The sequence below is a fragment of the Acinetobacter sp. YH12052 genome (genome assembly GCF_013419835.1).
GTDB lineage: Bacteria > Pseudomonadota > Gammaproteobacteria > Pseudomonadales > Moraxellaceae > Acinetobacter > Acinetobacter amyesii.
In genome coordinates this window covers 34,908-51,399 of the sequence record NZ_VOZI01000019.1, presented here as the reverse complement: position 1 = coordinate 51,399, position 16,492 = coordinate 34,908, and the positions used below count along the sequence as shown (strand labels likewise).

12 protein-coding genes are annotated in these 16,492 nt (G+C 40.4%); 6 read left to right on the top strand and 6 right to left on the bottom strand.

Annotated elements, in window-relative coordinates; all coding sequences use genetic code 11:
• Window positions 1-62: 62 nt before the first annotated feature.
• The gene (locus FTU06_RS13870) at window positions 63-521 is read right to left on the bottom strand and encodes a hypothetical protein (RefSeq protein WP_180147226.1); all 459 of its coding nucleotides are present in this window, start codon (window positions 519-521) and stop codon (window positions 63-65) included.
• 182 nt (window positions 522-703) lie between these two features.
• Between FTU06_RS13870 and FTU06_RS13865 the strand changes: the two genes are divergently transcribed.
• On the top strand, window positions 704-1,168 hold the full coding sequence (locus FTU06_RS13865) for an RcnB family protein (protein ID WP_373684708.1): 465 nt from the start codon (window positions 704-706) through the stop codon (window positions 1,166-1,168).
• A 68-nt stretch (window positions 1,169-1,236) separates the two neighbouring features.
• On the opposite strand, the gene FTU06_RS13860 is transcribed toward FTU06_RS13865, so the two are convergent.
• Entirely contained in the window at window positions 1,237-1,734 is a 498-nt protein-coding gene (locus FTU06_RS13860; protein WP_180080786.1) for a phosphate-starvation-inducible protein PsiE, read from the bottom strand.
• A gap of 170 nt (window positions 1,735-1,904) precedes the next feature.
• Between FTU06_RS13860 and FTU06_RS13855 the strand changes: the two genes are divergently transcribed.
• Complete coding sequence (locus FTU06_RS13855) at window positions 1,905-2,540, top strand: FMN-binding negative transcriptional regulator (protein WP_180147223.1); 636 nt, start codon at window positions 1,905-1,907, stop codon at window positions 2,538-2,540.
• Between the two features lie 44 nt (window positions 2,541-2,584).
• Here FTU06_RS13855 and FTU06_RS13850 read toward each other — a convergent pair whose 3' ends face one another.
• The 3 genes from FTU06_RS13850 to FTU06_RS13840 form a co-directional block, all read right to left on the bottom strand.
• Window positions 2,585-4,366: an acyl-CoA dehydrogenase C-terminal domain-containing protein gene (locus FTU06_RS13850; RefSeq protein WP_180026736.1), complete on the bottom strand. Its 1,782-nt coding sequence runs from the start codon at window positions 4,364-4,366 to the stop codon at window positions 2,585-2,587.
• Window positions 4,367-4,559: 193 nt separating this feature from the next.
• Window positions 4,560-6,362: an acyl-CoA dehydrogenase C-terminal domain-containing protein gene (locus FTU06_RS13845; protein WP_180026735.1), complete on the bottom strand. Its 1,803-nt coding sequence runs from the start codon at window positions 6,360-6,362 to the stop codon at window positions 4,560-4,562.
• 318 nt (window positions 6,363-6,680) lie between these two features.
• A complete protein-coding gene (locus FTU06_RS13840; RefSeq protein WP_180073927.1) occupies window positions 6,681-7,310 on the bottom strand; it encodes a hypothetical protein in 630 nt (209 codons plus the stop codon).
• Between the two features lie 134 nt (window positions 7,311-7,444).
• Here FTU06_RS13840 and baeS point away from each other — a divergent pair, with 134 nt between their 5' ends.
• The 4 genes from baeS to FTU06_RS13820 all read left to right on the top strand — a co-directional run bounded on the left by baeS (window position 7,445) and on the right by FTU06_RS13820 (window position 13,757).
• Window positions 7,445-9,121 carry a sensor histidine kinase efflux regulator BaeS gene (baeS, locus tag FTU06_RS13835; protein WP_180147220.1) on the top strand — a complete coding sequence of 559 codons (1,677 nt, stop codon included), beginning with the start codon at window positions 7,445-7,447 and terminating at the stop codon, window positions 9,119-9,121.
• A 12-nt stretch (window positions 9,122-9,133) separates the two neighbouring features.
• Window positions 9,134-9,820 carry a response regulator gene (locus FTU06_RS13830; protein ID WP_111885370.1) on the top strand — a complete coding sequence of 229 codons (687 nt, stop codon included), beginning with the start codon at window positions 9,134-9,136 and terminating at the stop codon, window positions 9,818-9,820.
• Between the two features lie 235 nt (window positions 9,821-10,055).
• The gene (locus FTU06_RS13825; protein WP_180147217.1) at window positions 10,056-11,753 is read left to right on the top strand and encodes a carboxypeptidase regulatory-like domain-containing protein; all 1,698 of its coding nucleotides are present in this window, start codon (window positions 10,056-10,058) and stop codon (window positions 11,751-11,753) included.
• Between the two features lie 648 nt (window positions 11,754-12,401).
• Window positions 12,402-13,757, top strand: a complete 1,356-nt coding sequence (locus FTU06_RS13820; RefSeq protein WP_180063993.1) for an amino acid permease — start codon at window positions 12,402-12,404, stop codon at window positions 13,755-13,757.
• A 642-nt stretch (window positions 13,758-14,399) separates the two neighbouring features.
• Here the strand turns inward: FTU06_RS13820 and FTU06_RS13810 are convergent.
• On the bottom strand, window positions 14,400-16,319 hold the full coding sequence (locus FTU06_RS13810; protein ID WP_168378762.1) for an acyltransferase family protein: 1,920 nt from the start codon (window positions 16,317-16,319) through the stop codon (window positions 14,400-14,402).
• Window positions 16,320-16,492: the final 173 nt, after the last annotated feature.

The window sequence follows — 16,492 nt, the reverse complement described above, 5'->3', positions numbered from 1 at the left end:
CTTTTGAAAAGAGGGACTTTCCTCCCTTTTTTAAAGGGAGGTTAGGAGGGATTTAATCAGTTTTAATTCCTCGGTTCCGGATTTGGCGGAACGATTTGGTCTAAATCCTTATCTGTCATTTGATCCAATTCATGCAAATCAGTTTTGATTTTCCATTTATCGGCATCATCTACCGGTTGCGGTAACCGTGCTTCTAACCAGTCACAGATAACATCTGGTGGAAAATCGGCATGGTTACATTGAATCACCCATGATAAAAATTGTTTGGCTTCACCATTCATATATGGTGGTGGAGAAACAGGTAAAAACTGTGTCGGTAAACGTTCATTCTTAGAAATATAATTTAAAACGTGACCCAACTCTTGAACAGTTTGCCATGCCAAAGGATGGTCGACATTGATTTGAAATTTAAACCACCAAGCAGTTTTACCATCGGTTCCGTACGAGTCAATGAGTTGTTCTTGAATACTTGGAACTTTAGAAAAAAATTGATGAAGTCGGTCAAAACTTAATTCAGACACAGCGTTGATCCACTACGAAATAAAAGGCATCTTAGCATATTCCGTCGAAAATCGAGTGCATCATCTGCTGATCCGAATCACGTGGATGATTTAACAAATTATTGCATTTGATGGATTTTTATCCATTTTTTCTCCTACAATGGAATTTATACTGAGCGTATAAACCGTCGAGGAGAGCTTAAGTGAAAACCACATTATTCTATGCGATTGCAGGTGTGATGCTGATCAGTGCTTCAGCCAGTACTTTTGCGGATAACAAATGGGCAAATTACCAAGGTGTAGATACATCAAAACCACAACACCGTCCACCGTCGATGAATCGGCCTGGCTATCCGCAGCATGCGCCGAATTATCCTCAACATTATCCTCATTATCCAAGTCGTCCGCCGGTTTATCCGCAATATCCAAATCGACCTTATCCGCAGTATCCACAGAGTGGCATTAGCATACAATACAATGCACCGACCACGATTACTCAAAATTCGCAAAGCTATAGTTGGGTCAATGGCGATCCTGCCAGTGCCAGTATTTCCAGTTCGACCTATACTTTTATCAGTGATTGGAAACGGATCGGTTTACCGGCACCTCCAAGTGGCATGTATTGGATCTTTGAAAATGGTCGCTATGTGCTGGTGCCTAATAGATAAGATTTATAACCTCTCCCTTGCGTAGCAGTGCTACTCTTCTCCTAAAAGGAGAGGGAACGATTTAGTGTTTAAGCCAATTCATCATCTTGTGGGCGAGGGGTTTTTCCTTCAGGCAGTGGCTTCTCGGAATGCTTATCTCGAATAACCGAAGGGTAAGTCCAAGAGGCATAGCGCACAATCAAAATGGCCACAGCAAGAATGAGGATCGAACCTGTGGTAATGACCAAGCCCATATCTGCTTTATGGTCATGTTGAATATCCGCAATGAGCAAGCGGGTTAGGGCAGTAATGGCAATATAAATTAAAAAGCGTACAGGCATATGGTTGGTCTTGAAGTAAATTCCGACCATGGCCCCCAGTTCAAGATAGATAAATAACAGCAAAATATCATCAATTGTGGCGAACTGTTTGATGGTAATAATTTCAAAAATAGTATGGCCTGCAGACCAAAGGATCATACAGCCAATCACAAATAAAGCGATGTAGTGGAAACCTTCCACTGCAAGATTGCCAAAACGGTCAAGGAGGGCTTCAACTTTTTCTACTTTGGGATCACGGTGTGTCATATATATTCCTCCTGTGTAAATTGCGTGAATATTCAATGATGAACTAGTCATTAAATACCAAGCAAATTTCATGCACATGAAGCGCATATGACAAAAATATTTTTTAGGTTTAATAAAGGTTTTAATGTTAAGTTTGAGCTTAAATTTTGTCCTAGAAGAATGAAGCGACGATGTATCAACCAACGCATTTTAAACATGATGAACTGCCTGATCTGATTGATCTTATGCGTAAGTATGCTTTGGGGACAGTAATACTGACTGCACCCAATGGTGAGTTGGAAGTGAATCATTTACCACTAGAATATGACGCTGAGTCAGGCGAATTGGGCATATTGCGCGGTCATATTGCCAAGGCCAATCCAATGTTTGAATTGCTAAATCAGTCAGCACAAGCCTATGTGATTTTTCAGGCTGAAGATGCTTATATTTCGCCAAATTGGTATGACGGCAAGCAGGAACATCATCGCGTTGTGCCGACATGGAACTATCGCGTGGTACATGTCAAAGGCACAATTCGTAAAGTTGACGATGAAAAATATTTACGAGGGGTTCTGGCTCGGTTGACTCGACAACATGAAGCGAGCCAACCCATGCCGTGGAAAATGAGCGATGCGCCTCATGATTTTATTGCGGAACAACTGAAAAAAATTGTGGCGATTGAAGTCGATATCCAGTCGATGATCGGGAAATTTAAAGTCAGTCAAAACCGAAGTGCTGTAGATGCGATGAATGTGGCAAAAGCTTTGGAAAATGCGAATTCTGAAATGGCTAGGTCAGTCAGGAAATATTATCACTACAATGAATAAAAAAATGCCCGATAAATCGGGCATTTTTGATTTTGTGTATTTAATTAAGCTTGGTTGGTAAAGTAATCTTCAGAGAAGTTCATGATCACTTCAGAACCTGCTTTTACTTTAGCAATGCGTAATGCCAATTCAGGTAAAATACGCTGCGTGAAGTAAAGAGTCAGTGCAAGTTTGTTTTGGTAGAACTCGCCATCTTTGTCTTTTGCTGCATCTGCAATGCGGGCAAACATATAGGCAAAGCTGAGTAGGCCTACAGCATGTAGGTAATCAACTGCTGCTGAGTTCGGGAACTCAATGTTTTCACGAGCAGCTTCAAGTACATATTGAGTCACCGCTTCAACTTCAGCTGCTGCATCTAAAGTGGCATCTTTGATGTAGTTCAAGCTGGCATCTAAGTTATTGGCAAAATCACGGATTTCTTGAATATATTCAGCAATGAATTCACCATTGCACTTAATGGTTTTACGACCAATTAAGTCTTGAGACTGAACACCGTTGGTCCCTTCGTAAATCTGTGCAATACGCAGGTCACGGATACATTGTTCCATACCCCATTCACGAATAAAGCCATGACCACCGAAGACCATTTGAGCATCGAGTGTTGCTTGGAAAGCTGTATCTGTTAAATACGCTTTCGCAATAGGTGTTAACAGCGCAACACGGTTATTGGCTGCTTTGACTGCTTCTGGGTCAGTAGAGAACTTGGTAATGTCCAGTTGTTGACCAACATAAACCGCAAATGCACGAGACGCTTCATTGTTGGCACGTGCGTTCAGCAACATACGACGTACATCACCATGAACTAAGATGCTGTCTGCAGGTTTTGCAGGCGATTGAACGCCAGAAGCGCTACGGCCTTGTAAACGATCAGTCGCATATTGCGCTGCATTTTGATAAGCAAATTCAGAAGCACCTAGGCCTTGAATACCCATAGACAGACGTTCGTAATTCATCATGACGAACATCGCTGCAAGGCCTTCATTTTCTTTACCAACCAGGTAGCCTTTCGCGCCATCAAAGTTCATTACACATGTTGCAGACGCTTTGATCCCCATTTTATGTTCAATAGAACCAGGGCCTACAGCATTACGCTCTCCCAATGAACCATCTGCATTCACCAAGAATTTAGGTACGATGAATAGTGAAATTCCGCGTGAGCCCGCAGGCGCATCAGGCGTTTTCGCTAAAACTAAGTGGATGATATTTTCAGAAAGGTCGTGGTCACCGCCAGTGATGAAAATCTTCGTACCTGTAATGTTATAAGTACCGTCTTCATTACGTTCGGCTTTAGTTTTGATAATACCTAAATCTGTACCTGCATGCGGTTCAGTTAAGCACATGGTGCCTGACCATTCGCCTGTATACATTTTTGGTAAATAAGTTTCTTTTTGCTCTTGTGATGCATAGCTGTTTAATGCCATGCCTGCACCTACAGAAAGAAGCGGGTAGAGCATGAATGATGGGTTGGTTGCAAACAGCATTTCGTCAGACAGAACAGTCAGCATTTTTGGCATGCCTTGACCGCCCCATTCTTCATCTGCGCCTAGACCAATCCAACCGCCTTCTGCATATTGTTTAAATGCTTCTTTGAAACCAGCAGGAGTCGTGACATTGCCATTGCTATAGGTTGCGCCTTCTTCATCACCTGTGCGGTTTAAAGGATGAGTGACGTTTTGCGCAAATTTTGCCATTTCTTCAAGAATGGCTTCTGCAGTAGCAGCATCAAGGTGAGCAAGATTTTCGTTGTTTTGCCAGAATTGTTCTGCTTTAAAAACATCATTTAAGATGAATTTCATATCTGCAAGCGGCGCATTATAAATTGGCATGTTCGTTCACCTGTTTATTGTTTGAATCTGTGGACTTGGGGCAATTTGTATCGACATAAAGCGTGGAGAAAATTGACCAAAGTAAAATTATGAGACTATTTATAAAGAAAAAGGACTGCCAATGCTATGACCGTCCTTTCTCTATTTCTGCACTCAAGAGTACAATTTTTTGAATATGTTTTAGATATTCACATTAGAATGCAAAGTGTTCTGCATCCAATGCCATAAGAGGATCTAGGCCACCTGCGATCACTTCTACATGAGAGCGAACGCGCGGTAAGATTTTCTTGAAGTAGAAGCGAGCAGTCGTTACTTTTGCATTGTAGAAATCAACATCTGTTGTTCCTGCAGCTAAAGTTTCTTGTGCAACTAAGGCCATGCGAGCCCATAAATAAGCAAGCGTTACATAACCAGAGAAGTAGAGGTAATCGACTGCAGCAGCACCTACTTCTTCAGGGTTTTGCATTGCTTTCATACCAATCTGCATGGTTAAGTCGCCCCATTCTTTGTTTAGCGCAGCAAGCGGCTCAACAAATTCTTTCATGGCAGCGTTGTCTTTGTTAGCTTCAACAAATTTATGGATGATCTTGGTGAAGTCTTTCAACATTGAACCTTGAGTACCCAATACTTTACGGCCTAACAAGTCAATTGCTTGAATTTCAGTCGTACCTTCGTACAAGCATGAAATACGTGTATCACGTACAATTTGTTCCATACCATGTTCAGAAATGAAGCCGTGGCCACCAAATACTTGAACACCGTGTTTTGCAGATTCAGAACCTGTTTCAGTCAAGAATGCTTTAGCAATTGGAGTTAGTAGAGACAAAATGTTGTCAGAGAACTTACGTTCTTCTTCCGTTGCACCTTGTTCCACGATATCGGCATGGAAAGACAATAAGTAAACCAGAGCACGACCAGCTTCAGCAAATGATTTTTGCGTAAGCAGCATGTTGCGTACTGCAGGGTGAACGATAATTGGATCTGCTTCTTTTTCAGGTGCTTTAGGGCCTGAAAGTGAACGCATTGCCAAACGGTCTTTTGCGTAAGCAAGTGCACCTTGGAAAGCGCCTTCAGAAGCTGAAAGACCTTGTACAGCAGTACCGATACGTGCAGTGTTCATGAATGTGAACATGCAGTTTAGACCGCGGTTTTCAGGGCCAATCAAGAAGCCTTTTGCGTTATCAAAGTTGATGACACAAGTCGCGTTACCATGGATACCCATTTTGTGTTCAATCGAACCACAACGTACCGCATTGCGCTCACCAATTGAGCCATCAGCATTTACATTGAATTTAGGTACGATGAATAATGAAATACCTTTCGTGCCTTTTGGTGCACCTGGAAGACGAGCAAGTACGATATGGATGATGTTTTCAGCCATGTCGTGTTCACCAGCAGAGATAAAGATTTTCTCGCCAGAAATTGCATAGCTACCGTCTGCTTGTGGTTCAGCTTTAGAGCGGATAATACCTAAGTCAGAACCTGCATGAGATTCTGTTAAGCACATCGTACCAGTCCATTCACCTGAAACAAGTTTAGGAAGGTAAGTGTCTTTTTGCTCTTGAGAACCGTGATGTTCTAATGTACGGACAGCACCATGAGATAGACCAGGATACATACCCCAAGCCCAGTTCGAGGTACCCACCATTTCTGAAATGATGTTACCTAGTGAAACAGGTAGACCTTGACCGCCATACTGTTCTTCAGCAGATAAAGACGGGAAACCGAGTTCGATATATTTTTGATACGCTTCTTTAAAACCAGTTGGTGTTGTTACAACGCCATCATTCCAAGTACAACCTTCACGGTCGCCGACTTGGTTAAGAGGAGAAAGTTCATTTTCACAGAAGTCAGCAGCAGCTTCTAGATATTGGTCAACCAACTCACGGCTTACGGTGTCTGAAAATGCAGGCAGTTGTGCATAGTGATCTTCTGCTTTTAAAAGTTCATGCAGAACAAATTGCATATCACGTAAGGGCGCTTTGTATTGTGGCATATCGTTTTCCTCAATACTGGTTTCTACCAGCGTTAGTAATCCTAAATAAACATTTGAACGTGTCTTCAATGACACGTATTGGAATGGTTCTAATCGTGCAACATCTTCTTATTGGGTACAAGCATTTCAGGGCGATTTGTTGGTGACTGTAAAGTCAAAGAAATATCCCTTGAAAATGCTAAGTGCATTGAGTGTAAACACTTTTGGCTGAAAATGAATGACACAAATAGTCAAAAAGCGTAAAAAGATATGTCCAATAAAAAAGGCACTCCTGGGAGTGCCTTTTTTTACGCAATGATATTGCGATCTAAGTTTGGATTATTTCACTGGGGCTGGCGTCGGGGCAACAGGAGCTTTAGGTTGGAAGCGAACTTCACATTTACCATTGATTTGCTGTTCGCCAACTTTAATGGCAACCGCGCTACCATCAGTCTTACCTTGGCATGCTTTCATAATCGCTTGTTGCTTCGTTTGGCGTTCTGCTAAACGTTGATCAAATTGTTTAGTCAGTTCTGCACGTTTTGCATCAGTCAGTGGCTCACCGCGTTGCATCTGACCACGCATGTCGCCACGCATTGGATGATGTTCACCGCGCATTGGTTTGTGTTCACCACGTGCTTTTTTCATGTCTTGACGGTCTGCTTTGAACACCATGGTACATGTACCATCAATATTTTTATCGCCAGCTTTTACTTGAACTGTTGAACCTGTAGCCTTACCATCGCAGGCTTTTTGCATATCAGCAAACACTTGACGTTGCTCGGCACGCATTTGTTTAAAATGTTCACGTTGCTCAGGTGACATACGACGATCGTGATCACCATGATGTTGTTTCATTATACGGCCATGATCGTTATCTTTTGGTGCGGTTGTCGATTGACAGGCAGTTAATGCACCCATGCTCAGTACGCTTGCACCGATTAAAGCCATTTTGGTCATTTGTTTCATAGTCTTTACCCCACCAGATTAGATATTTTTCCGATGGTTAAAGATTAAATAATAAAGATGTAGAAACAATGGAGAGTTTTTTAGTTGCGTGTTCGCTACAATAATGAATATAGAAGAAAAATGAGAGTTCTCTTTTGAAAATACGTCGTATCCCGATTGCCCTACGCTTGTTTCTGACTGTGCTGTTGACGACGCTCGTCATCACAACGGTAAGTCTTGGCGTTTTGCATTGGAATATGCAGCGTAATTTCACCAAATATGTGGCCGATGTCGAGATGCAAAAGCTTGACCATGTCATTGAAAATTTAGCCGATGTGTATACGGTCTATCATGATTGGGGCAATGCGATTCAGGCACAGATTCTGCAAATTGAAGGGCAGGCAGCGCCAGATGACTATGATCGTCTCTCTCGGTGGTGGCTACGTCGTCAATATGACATTGCATTGCAGCAGCGCTATTTCCAAGATCATAGTTTAAATGCAGCATCGATGCTGGCAACACCACAGCATACGGCAGAGCAAAAAATTGAAGAGCTGAAATGGCTGGAACAAAACTTACCATCTGAGTTCCAACCCTTTGAAGGTTTAAAATTTCCTTTAAGTGCGAATCAAAATGTGTTCCGCCCCAAAGAAGCAAACGCGGATGAAAAAGATAAAGATGCGGGTCAATCCTCTCAAAACAACACCAATAATGGTGGTAAAAAACAGTTTATCCAAATGCCTGACCGCTTGGGCTTGAGTTCGCGTTTATCTTTATATGATGCACAGCGCCAATTTGTCGTGGGTGAACCGACAGATGAACAGATTTCTTATCGTCCGATTATGGTGAATAATCAAATCGTGGGGTATCTAGGACTCAAACCTGTCCTCGAGCAAGATGATGCAATCAGTATTAACTTCTTTAGTAAGCAAAAACGTTATTTATTATTGGTTTATGTGCTTACGTTTATTGCAAGTTTGATTGCAGCATTGTTATTGGCAACATACTTTAAAAAACCGATTCAGCGTTTGTTAATGGGAACACGTGAGTTAACCAAGGGCAATTATCAACATCAAGTCGCGGTGAACCGTAATGATGAGCTTGGTGATTTATCGAATGAATTGAATCAGTTGGCTGTGATTCTCGATCAGCATGAAACGTCACGTCGTCAATGGGTGGCTGATACTTCACATGAATTGAAAACGCCATTGGCCGTGTTACAGGCTCAAATTGAGGCGATGCAGGACGGTATTCGTAAGCCAACGCCAGAGCATTTTGCCTCAATGCTCAATCAAGTGAGTAGTTTGAAAAAATTGACCAAAGATTTGGCGGATTTGGCGCAAGCCGATGCACAACAACTGAATTGTTATTTGACCACGCTCAATCCGTGGGATGTAGTGATGCAAGAAGTTGAAAGCTTTAAGCCGAAGTTTGAGCAAGCAGATTTGAAAATTACCGCAACGGGCGAAGGGACTTCATTACAATTAGATATAGACCGTTTTAAACAGATTATGGTCAACTTATTGGGCAACAGTATTCGTTATACGGAAGCTGGTGGTGAAGTGCATGTACATACTGAGCAGGATGAAACCCAGTGGACCGTGTATGTCGATGACAGCCCATTTGGTTTAACTGATGAACAGTTGGCACGTTTAGGTGAGCGTTTCTATCGCGTGGATGATTCGCGCACGCGTGCAACCGGTGGTACAGGATTAGGATTGGCGTTATCCGTAAAAATAGCTAGAGCATTGGGCGGAGAATTGAGTTTTGATCATTCTCCATTGGGCGGTTTGCGTTGCAAATTGACATTTCCCAAACAGATGAAACATTAAAAGGAAGCATGCATGAAACATATCATGTTGGTTGAAGATGAAGTGGAACTTGCACAGCTAGTGCGTGATTATCTAGAGGCTGCAGGCTTTGAAGTCAGCATGTTTCATGATGGGCAAGAAGCCTATGAAAGCTTCACACAACGTAAACCGAGTCTGATGATTTTAGACCTGATGGTGCCTCGTATGGATGGCTTAACCATTTGCCGTAAAGTCCGTGAGCAGTCTGATTTGCCGATTATTATGGTGACTGCACGCACTGAAGAAATTGACCGTGTATTGGGGCTTAATATGGGTGCTGACGATTATGTCTGCAAACCGTTTAGTCCGAAAGAGTTGGTGGCACGTGTGCAAGCGGTATTACGTCGTTTAGAGCGTAAAGCCGAACCAGAGGTGAATGATTTATTCCGTATGGACAAAGCACAGCAGCGCATTTGGTATCAACAAAAAGCGTTGAGCTTAACGCCAACAGAGTTTCGTTTACTTGAGTTGTTTTTAGAGCATGTAGGGCAGGTGTATTCACGTGCGCAATTGCTTGATCATATTAACCCAGACAGTTTTGAAGTGGCTGACCGTGTGATTGATAGTCATATTAAAAATTTACGTCGTAAGATTTCAGATGCAGCGGAAACTGGCAACCGTCATGAGTGGATTCAAGCCGTGTATGGCGTTGGCTACCGTTTTGAATATCCAGAAGATTAAAACATAGATTGTAAATTCTAAAAGACAGGCTTTGGCCTGTTTTTTTGTACATACCTAGCTAAATTAATTTTAAAAACAAGAAAAACAAAGCAATAAAAACATAAAATGTGAAATTTGCGCATTTAGTGGAAATTGGGTATTATTTTGCTTGAATATTGACCAGTATGTTTGGGCTGGCAGAGTTCAATGTAGACATAACAATTTTTAAAAATGGAACAGCCAGAGGGCAGAACAGATGAAAAATATAGCATTTGCAAAAATAATAATGGTCACGGGTGTCTTGGGTTTAACGGCATGTGGTGGTAGTGATCGTGATGAGACAGGAAGCGTACCGTCAGAGCCAGTTGCCGATGCCATGGTACAAAAAAGTGTAGAAGAGCTGACGCTGTTGGATGTAAATAATCTTGCATTAAATGCTGCGTCGATTCAGATTTTAAGTGATGAAGAATGGCAAAAAGTACAAGCAGGCAGTCTGAAAATAGCAACGAATACAATTATAGCGGATGATTCTGAGCAGTTCTTTCCACCGATTAATAGTTTACCGACAGCGGCACATTTTAAAGGTCAAAGTTATCTTGCCAATGCTCAAGGCATCGTTAAACTGCCTAAATTGGCTGCAGGCACATATTATGTTTTGGTCACTAAAAATGGACAGTCTGCAGTTTCGGCATTCTTGATCCATCCTAAAAATACCAATAAGAGCATTGTGTTGAATGTGGTTCTCAACTGCTTAGACCAAGACTGTCAGACACTAAGTGATGCACCAGTCAATGATGCAGTGGTCGGAACATTCTCTGGTCAAGTGATTTTTAAAGGGAAACCTTTGGCGAATGCGCAAGTGTCATTGTCTGGCGGTACAGCGACCAATGGCGCATTTGTTAGTGCTTTGACTGATGCCAATGGATATTTCACGCTTTCATTTAATGTGAGCAATGATCTGCTTGAAGCATTGAAAAATGCCACGCTCACCATTAACGGTGCAGGAATTAATACTATTACGAAAAAAGTTACGGTCATTGCTTCTTCTGCATCGGGCTATCAATTTGAAGTGCTACCTGAAACAGTGTCTGCAGATGCAGTTTGGCGTGAAACTTTTGAAGCGGATTCTGCTACTCGCAATGCATGGACAAGGTCGCAGCCAAGTGTGGCCAATGTTGATTGGCAGTTGCTAAACAAAGGTCACAACATCCGTAATAATCAAGTGAATCAGCGTGTACGCTTAGCGCCGAATGACCAAAGTCAAGGCAAGGTGCCTGAGCCACTGCAAGGTAATACGGCATATTGGTATGGCGACAAAGTAAATGGCAACTTTATTGGTGCTTTAAGTGATTCATCTACGGCTCCAGAGTTTGATGGCGGCACCTCGCAGTATGACAATAGGGGTGAATTGATTTCACCTGCCATTAATCTAAGCCAGTATCAGGCGCCTTTGAGTTTAAGCTTTAAAACATGGTGGGAAATTGAGTCGGTCAATCCAAATAATCAGGGATTCGATTTGATGAATATTTTAGTTTCTACCGACGGCGGCAATAGCTTCAAGACTTTGGCTCGATTAAACCCGCTGGCAGATCCATCCTCGGCATATGAGCGCGCGCCGATTCCATACAGTAATTTAGGCTTTAACCTTGCACCGGCTGCTGTTCAGCAAGAAGCAATTTCATTAGATGAATATGCAGGCAAGGCCAATGTTCAGCTGAAATTCCAATTCAGAACAGTCGATCAACTTTATAACGGTTTCCGCGGTTGGATGATTGATGATGTGGTGATACAGAAAAAAGCCGGAACTTTCCCATTATTTGATGGTGCGAGTTTTGATGAAAATTCGGATAGTTTCTCTCAGGACTATAGTGGCGTCGCTGCAAAACAAGCGGGCGTTTTGTTGAAAAGCACGAAGAGTTATGCACGGTGGGCTGACGAGCCACAGCGTAAATAAGCACTTATAGATGTTAATTATCTAAGTTACTGATGTTACGCACGTAAAAGTACTTATGCACTTTTAAAATGATTTTTAAGTCTATTCGACGGAGTCTTACATCTAAGGATTGAATAAAGGGATTAGCCTTCGGCTGGAGGTACTTTTGTTTCGGCAAAAGTACCCAAAACCATTGTCATCCGCAAAACTCGTTCACTACCGTCAAATTATTCAAAGCATCGCAAAAACATTTTTGATTAGAAGTAGTCCTGTCTCAAACACTTGTGGATGACGTTACCGCGTATCGCTGTTTTATTTGAATCAAATTGCACTTCTGGTGTTACTGCGTAACATCAGTAAGTTACATATAAGTGATCAATCACTGCGGATTCGCTTTTAAAACAGCGCTCAATTGGGCGCTGTTTTTATGATGTAGGGCATATTGCTGTGTGATGAAGCCTCAAAAATATTCAATAAAAGTATAAATTTGAAAAAAATAGGCAAAAGATTGTCTTGACCTAAGTTATTTAAACCAATCAATAAAACTTTACATTTGATGCTCATCTGATCTGTAAAAATACCTTTAAGTTAAAATTGTTGGATATCAAGATGTAGTTCTTAGCGGATGCACAGGCTACAATCCACTTTTTTATAAGATGAGAACGTGTTGTGAGCAGCGAAATGCCTCAACTGCAGCGCCGATTAAAGAACCGCCATATTCAGCTGATTGCAATGGGTGGTGCAATAGGCACAGGGCTTTTTTTAGGCTCTGCACATATTATTGAGTCGGCTGGGCCATCGATTATTTTGGGCTATTTGATTGGTGGCTTGATTGCTTTTCTGATTATGCGCCAGTTGGGTGAGATGATTGTACAAGAGCCAGTCACAGGTTCATTCAGTCATTTTGCTTTTAAATATTGGGGCAAGTTTTCGGGCTTTTTAACGGGCTGGAACTACTGGATTCTGTATATTTTAGTGGTGATGACCGAGCTGACCGCGATAGGCAAATATGTCAATTATTGGTGGCCACATGTGCCTGCTTGGGTTTCAGTTCTGGTGTTTTTTATGGTGATTACCCTTGCCAATTTAGCCAATGTCAAACTGTATGCAGAATCTGAATTTTGGCTGTCGATGATTAAGGTTGTGGCGATTGTTGCTATGATTGTTTTTGGTGTATATCTGCTACTTACAGCAGGCGCAGACTCTACGGCTTCGATTAGTAATTTATGGGTACATGGCGGCTTTTTTCCGCATGGCTTTGATGGCCTATTTTATATGCTGGCCTTTATGATGTTTGCTTTTGGTGGCATTGAGCTGATCAGCATGGCGGCGGCTGAAACTGAAAATCCAGATCAAAACATTCCCAAAGCCGTAAATCAAACGGTGATCCGCGTGTTCTTATTTTATATCTGTTCTTTGGCGGTACTGCTGTCGCTAGTGCCGTGGAATCAGTTGAAACTTGGTGGTTTGGATCATAGTCCTTTTGTGATGATTTTTAATCAGATGGGGATTGATTGGGCAGCGCATTTGCTGAATTTTATTATTTTGACGGCATCCGTTTCGGTCTGTAATAGCGGTATGTATGCCAATAGCCGCATGCTGCTCGGTTTGGCAGAACAGGGCAATGCGCCAAAAACGTTTAAACAGGTAAATAAACACGGCACGCCGATTGCCGCGGTTTTATTTTCTGCTTTGCTGATTTTTGGTTGCGTGCTGCTGAATTATTTCTTGCCTGAAAAAGCCTTAAGTTACCTGATTTATATCGTGGTGAGTGCTGCGGTGCTGAATTGGATGTTAATCAGCTTGATTCATTTGAAGTTTAGAAAAGCGATGCAGCAGCAGGGTATACAGACCAAGTTTCCTGCTTTATTTGCACCGTTTACCAACTACTTTGTCTTAGTGTTCATGCTGATGATTTTGTACATCATGTGGAATCAGGGCTTTATGCTATCGGTGTTGATGCAGCCGCTATGGATTTTACTGCTGTATGTGCTGTTTAAAGTGATGCAAGCAAAGAAGGTTTAATACCATGAAGGCTTAGGGAAGAGCCTTTTGAAGTTTTAAATTCTTGGTTTAAAGTTGTTTAACAACGATTTTGAAAGAGTTTTATTAAATTGCTTGAATTAATAATTTGGTTTATTTAAGTAATTAAAATGTAAGTTAAAATATGTGATTTGTGTTGATTTTAGAATCAATAAATTTCATTTATTTTCTTGAATGATAAGTAAAATGAATAATTTATCAATTAACTCTCCTAATTCTCGCTGGGTTAAATCTTAGTTTTACTTTGGTTGCTTTAAGTTTCTTTGGGCTATCAAAGGAGCTTGCTTTAGCAGGAGTTTCAAGTACTTTAGGATTCTTATGTTTTTGGTGTCTGTGGAGTCAAATGACGGGGGGAATCTATCAAGAATTTTTTAAAGTGGATGATCAAGTGGCGAGTAAGTCTTATACCTATTTAACACTCATTGCTACTCATGAATTTCATGATGATCGATTTATTACCTAATGGATGGTAATAAAAATGAAGCATACTACATTAAGTCTATTTATTTATTTGAATTATATTAAAATATTTAATAATGGAAGCAGAAAAGATTTTAAATTTTAGTTTTAAATTCACCTAAATGACTTCAAAAAATTAAAGTCATTTAGGCGTACTTTCACTTTTTATGGATTGAGGGCTTCTTTAAACATTGGAACTAAAAGCTTATTTCCATATTCACTTAAGTGATTACCATCACGATAAATCGGGCGTCCTTTATACTCAGAAATACATTCATTTCCTTTACATAGATGTAATGCAGGGTCTAAGACTTTGGCCTGACATTGCTCTGCACTTTCTTGAATAATTTTGCGAATCTCTCCTGATCTTTTTAAATATGTGTCGTGTGAAATAAATATTTTTTCATTACGCTTGTAGAATACATTCTTAATGATTCTTTGCGGTAAATTGAAACCAACTTCTGGAATGGGTTGCACGATATAAACAGGATTGGTCTTAGAGGTCTGACACAAAACTTCAGTTAGATTCTTTTGAAATGAAATCATTCGATTCTTTTGAGTGATGTTTGGATTATCATCAAAATAAACAATAGGTTTAGAACTCTTAGCATCCATGATATCAGGGTCATTTTCTCCAATTAAATAGCTTGGGTACCTTGCAATGAAAACCATTGGAATATTTTCATATTTTTTGGATGCAATTAAGTTTAAGCGTTTCTGATTAATTTCTGGGCAAGGACTTTTATCTTTGTAAAACTGTAGATTGGGAATAAATGGGCAGGCAGAAGTTGTAAATGAAATGATACCGTCAGCTTTCAAATTAAAAGTGGTTGCCACAGAGGTGGTCATTGCATCAGCATGGCTATCTCCAATAACAATGGCTTTAATTTTAGTTGGGTTTCCTATAATACATTCATGCAACTCTTGTTGGTCACAATCATAAGGATTGGTATTATTGATTTCTTCATTTGCGATTTTAGCTACTTCTGGAAGTCGAGAATCGACACCATCATTAGATTTGATGAAATGGCCGACGCCTAAAAGGAATAAAGCGAGATAAATTGCTTTCACTTTATAAAGCTTTTTCCAAGATGAATAGCGTGGGAAATGAATCTTTTCAATAGCGTGATAACTTAAGACGCCACATAAAATTGACAGAGGGATTCCGTATATCCACCAATTTTCGAGGCCAAGATAGAAACCCAAAACAACCAAGGGCCAATGCCAGACATAAATTGAATATGACCATTTTCCAACGTGGTTAAAAATTGGATTATTAATCAATATATTTTGCTGATGATTACTCACAATAATTAAATAAGCACCAAATACAGGAATAAGGGCCATATAACCCGGCCAAAGTGTTTCACTAGATATAAAGATATACGATGCTAGAATCAGAACGAGTCCTAAGCATTGTGTCATGAGCTGTGATTTTTTGTTTTTTAGTGACCAAGGATAGAGGAATGCTAAACCACCTATGAGCATTTCCCATGCGCGACTTGTTAGTAGAAAATAGGCAGTTTTGCTGTCTTTATAGGTTGCAAAAATACAATAAATAAAGCTGACTAAAAAGAGCAAAAACACCACGCGTTTTAAATTATGAAGGTTTAAATATTTTTTTAAAAACAAAATGATAAGTGGAAAAACAATATAAAATTGCCATTCAACAGACAAAGACCATGTGTGTAATAACCATTTTGTGTGTTCAGCAGTATCAAAATAGCCACTGCCTTTTGAAAAAAGAATATTGGAAATAAAGAAAGAGCTTTTTTCGACTTGTCGTCCTAAATCCTTGTAATCAACTGGTGCTAAATAGAACCAGCCAAATATGACTAAAATGATAGACATTGTGGCTAAAACAGGAATAATTCGGTTTGCACGCGCTGTATAAAATTTAAATAGATTAAATGTGTTTTTTTCTATGCCATTAAAAATAATGGCGGTCATCAAGAAGCCTGAGATGACAAAGAAAACATCGACGCCTGCGAAGCCGCCGGTTAGCCATTGTGGATTAAAGTGAAATAGTACAACGGCCAATACGGCTATGGCCCGTAATCCATTGATATCGTGTCTGAATTGCATAAATAAAATAGCTAATCATTTAATTTTGGATGATTCTAACTTTAATTGGAGAGTGATCGATTAAAATTTCCATTTTTTTAATTTTTTGTTCAAAACAGGCAGACTGTTTTCCAATTTGATTTGAAATGATTTTAGATCAGTGAGGTGCTGTTTTTATTTTGAGTTTTGAATTA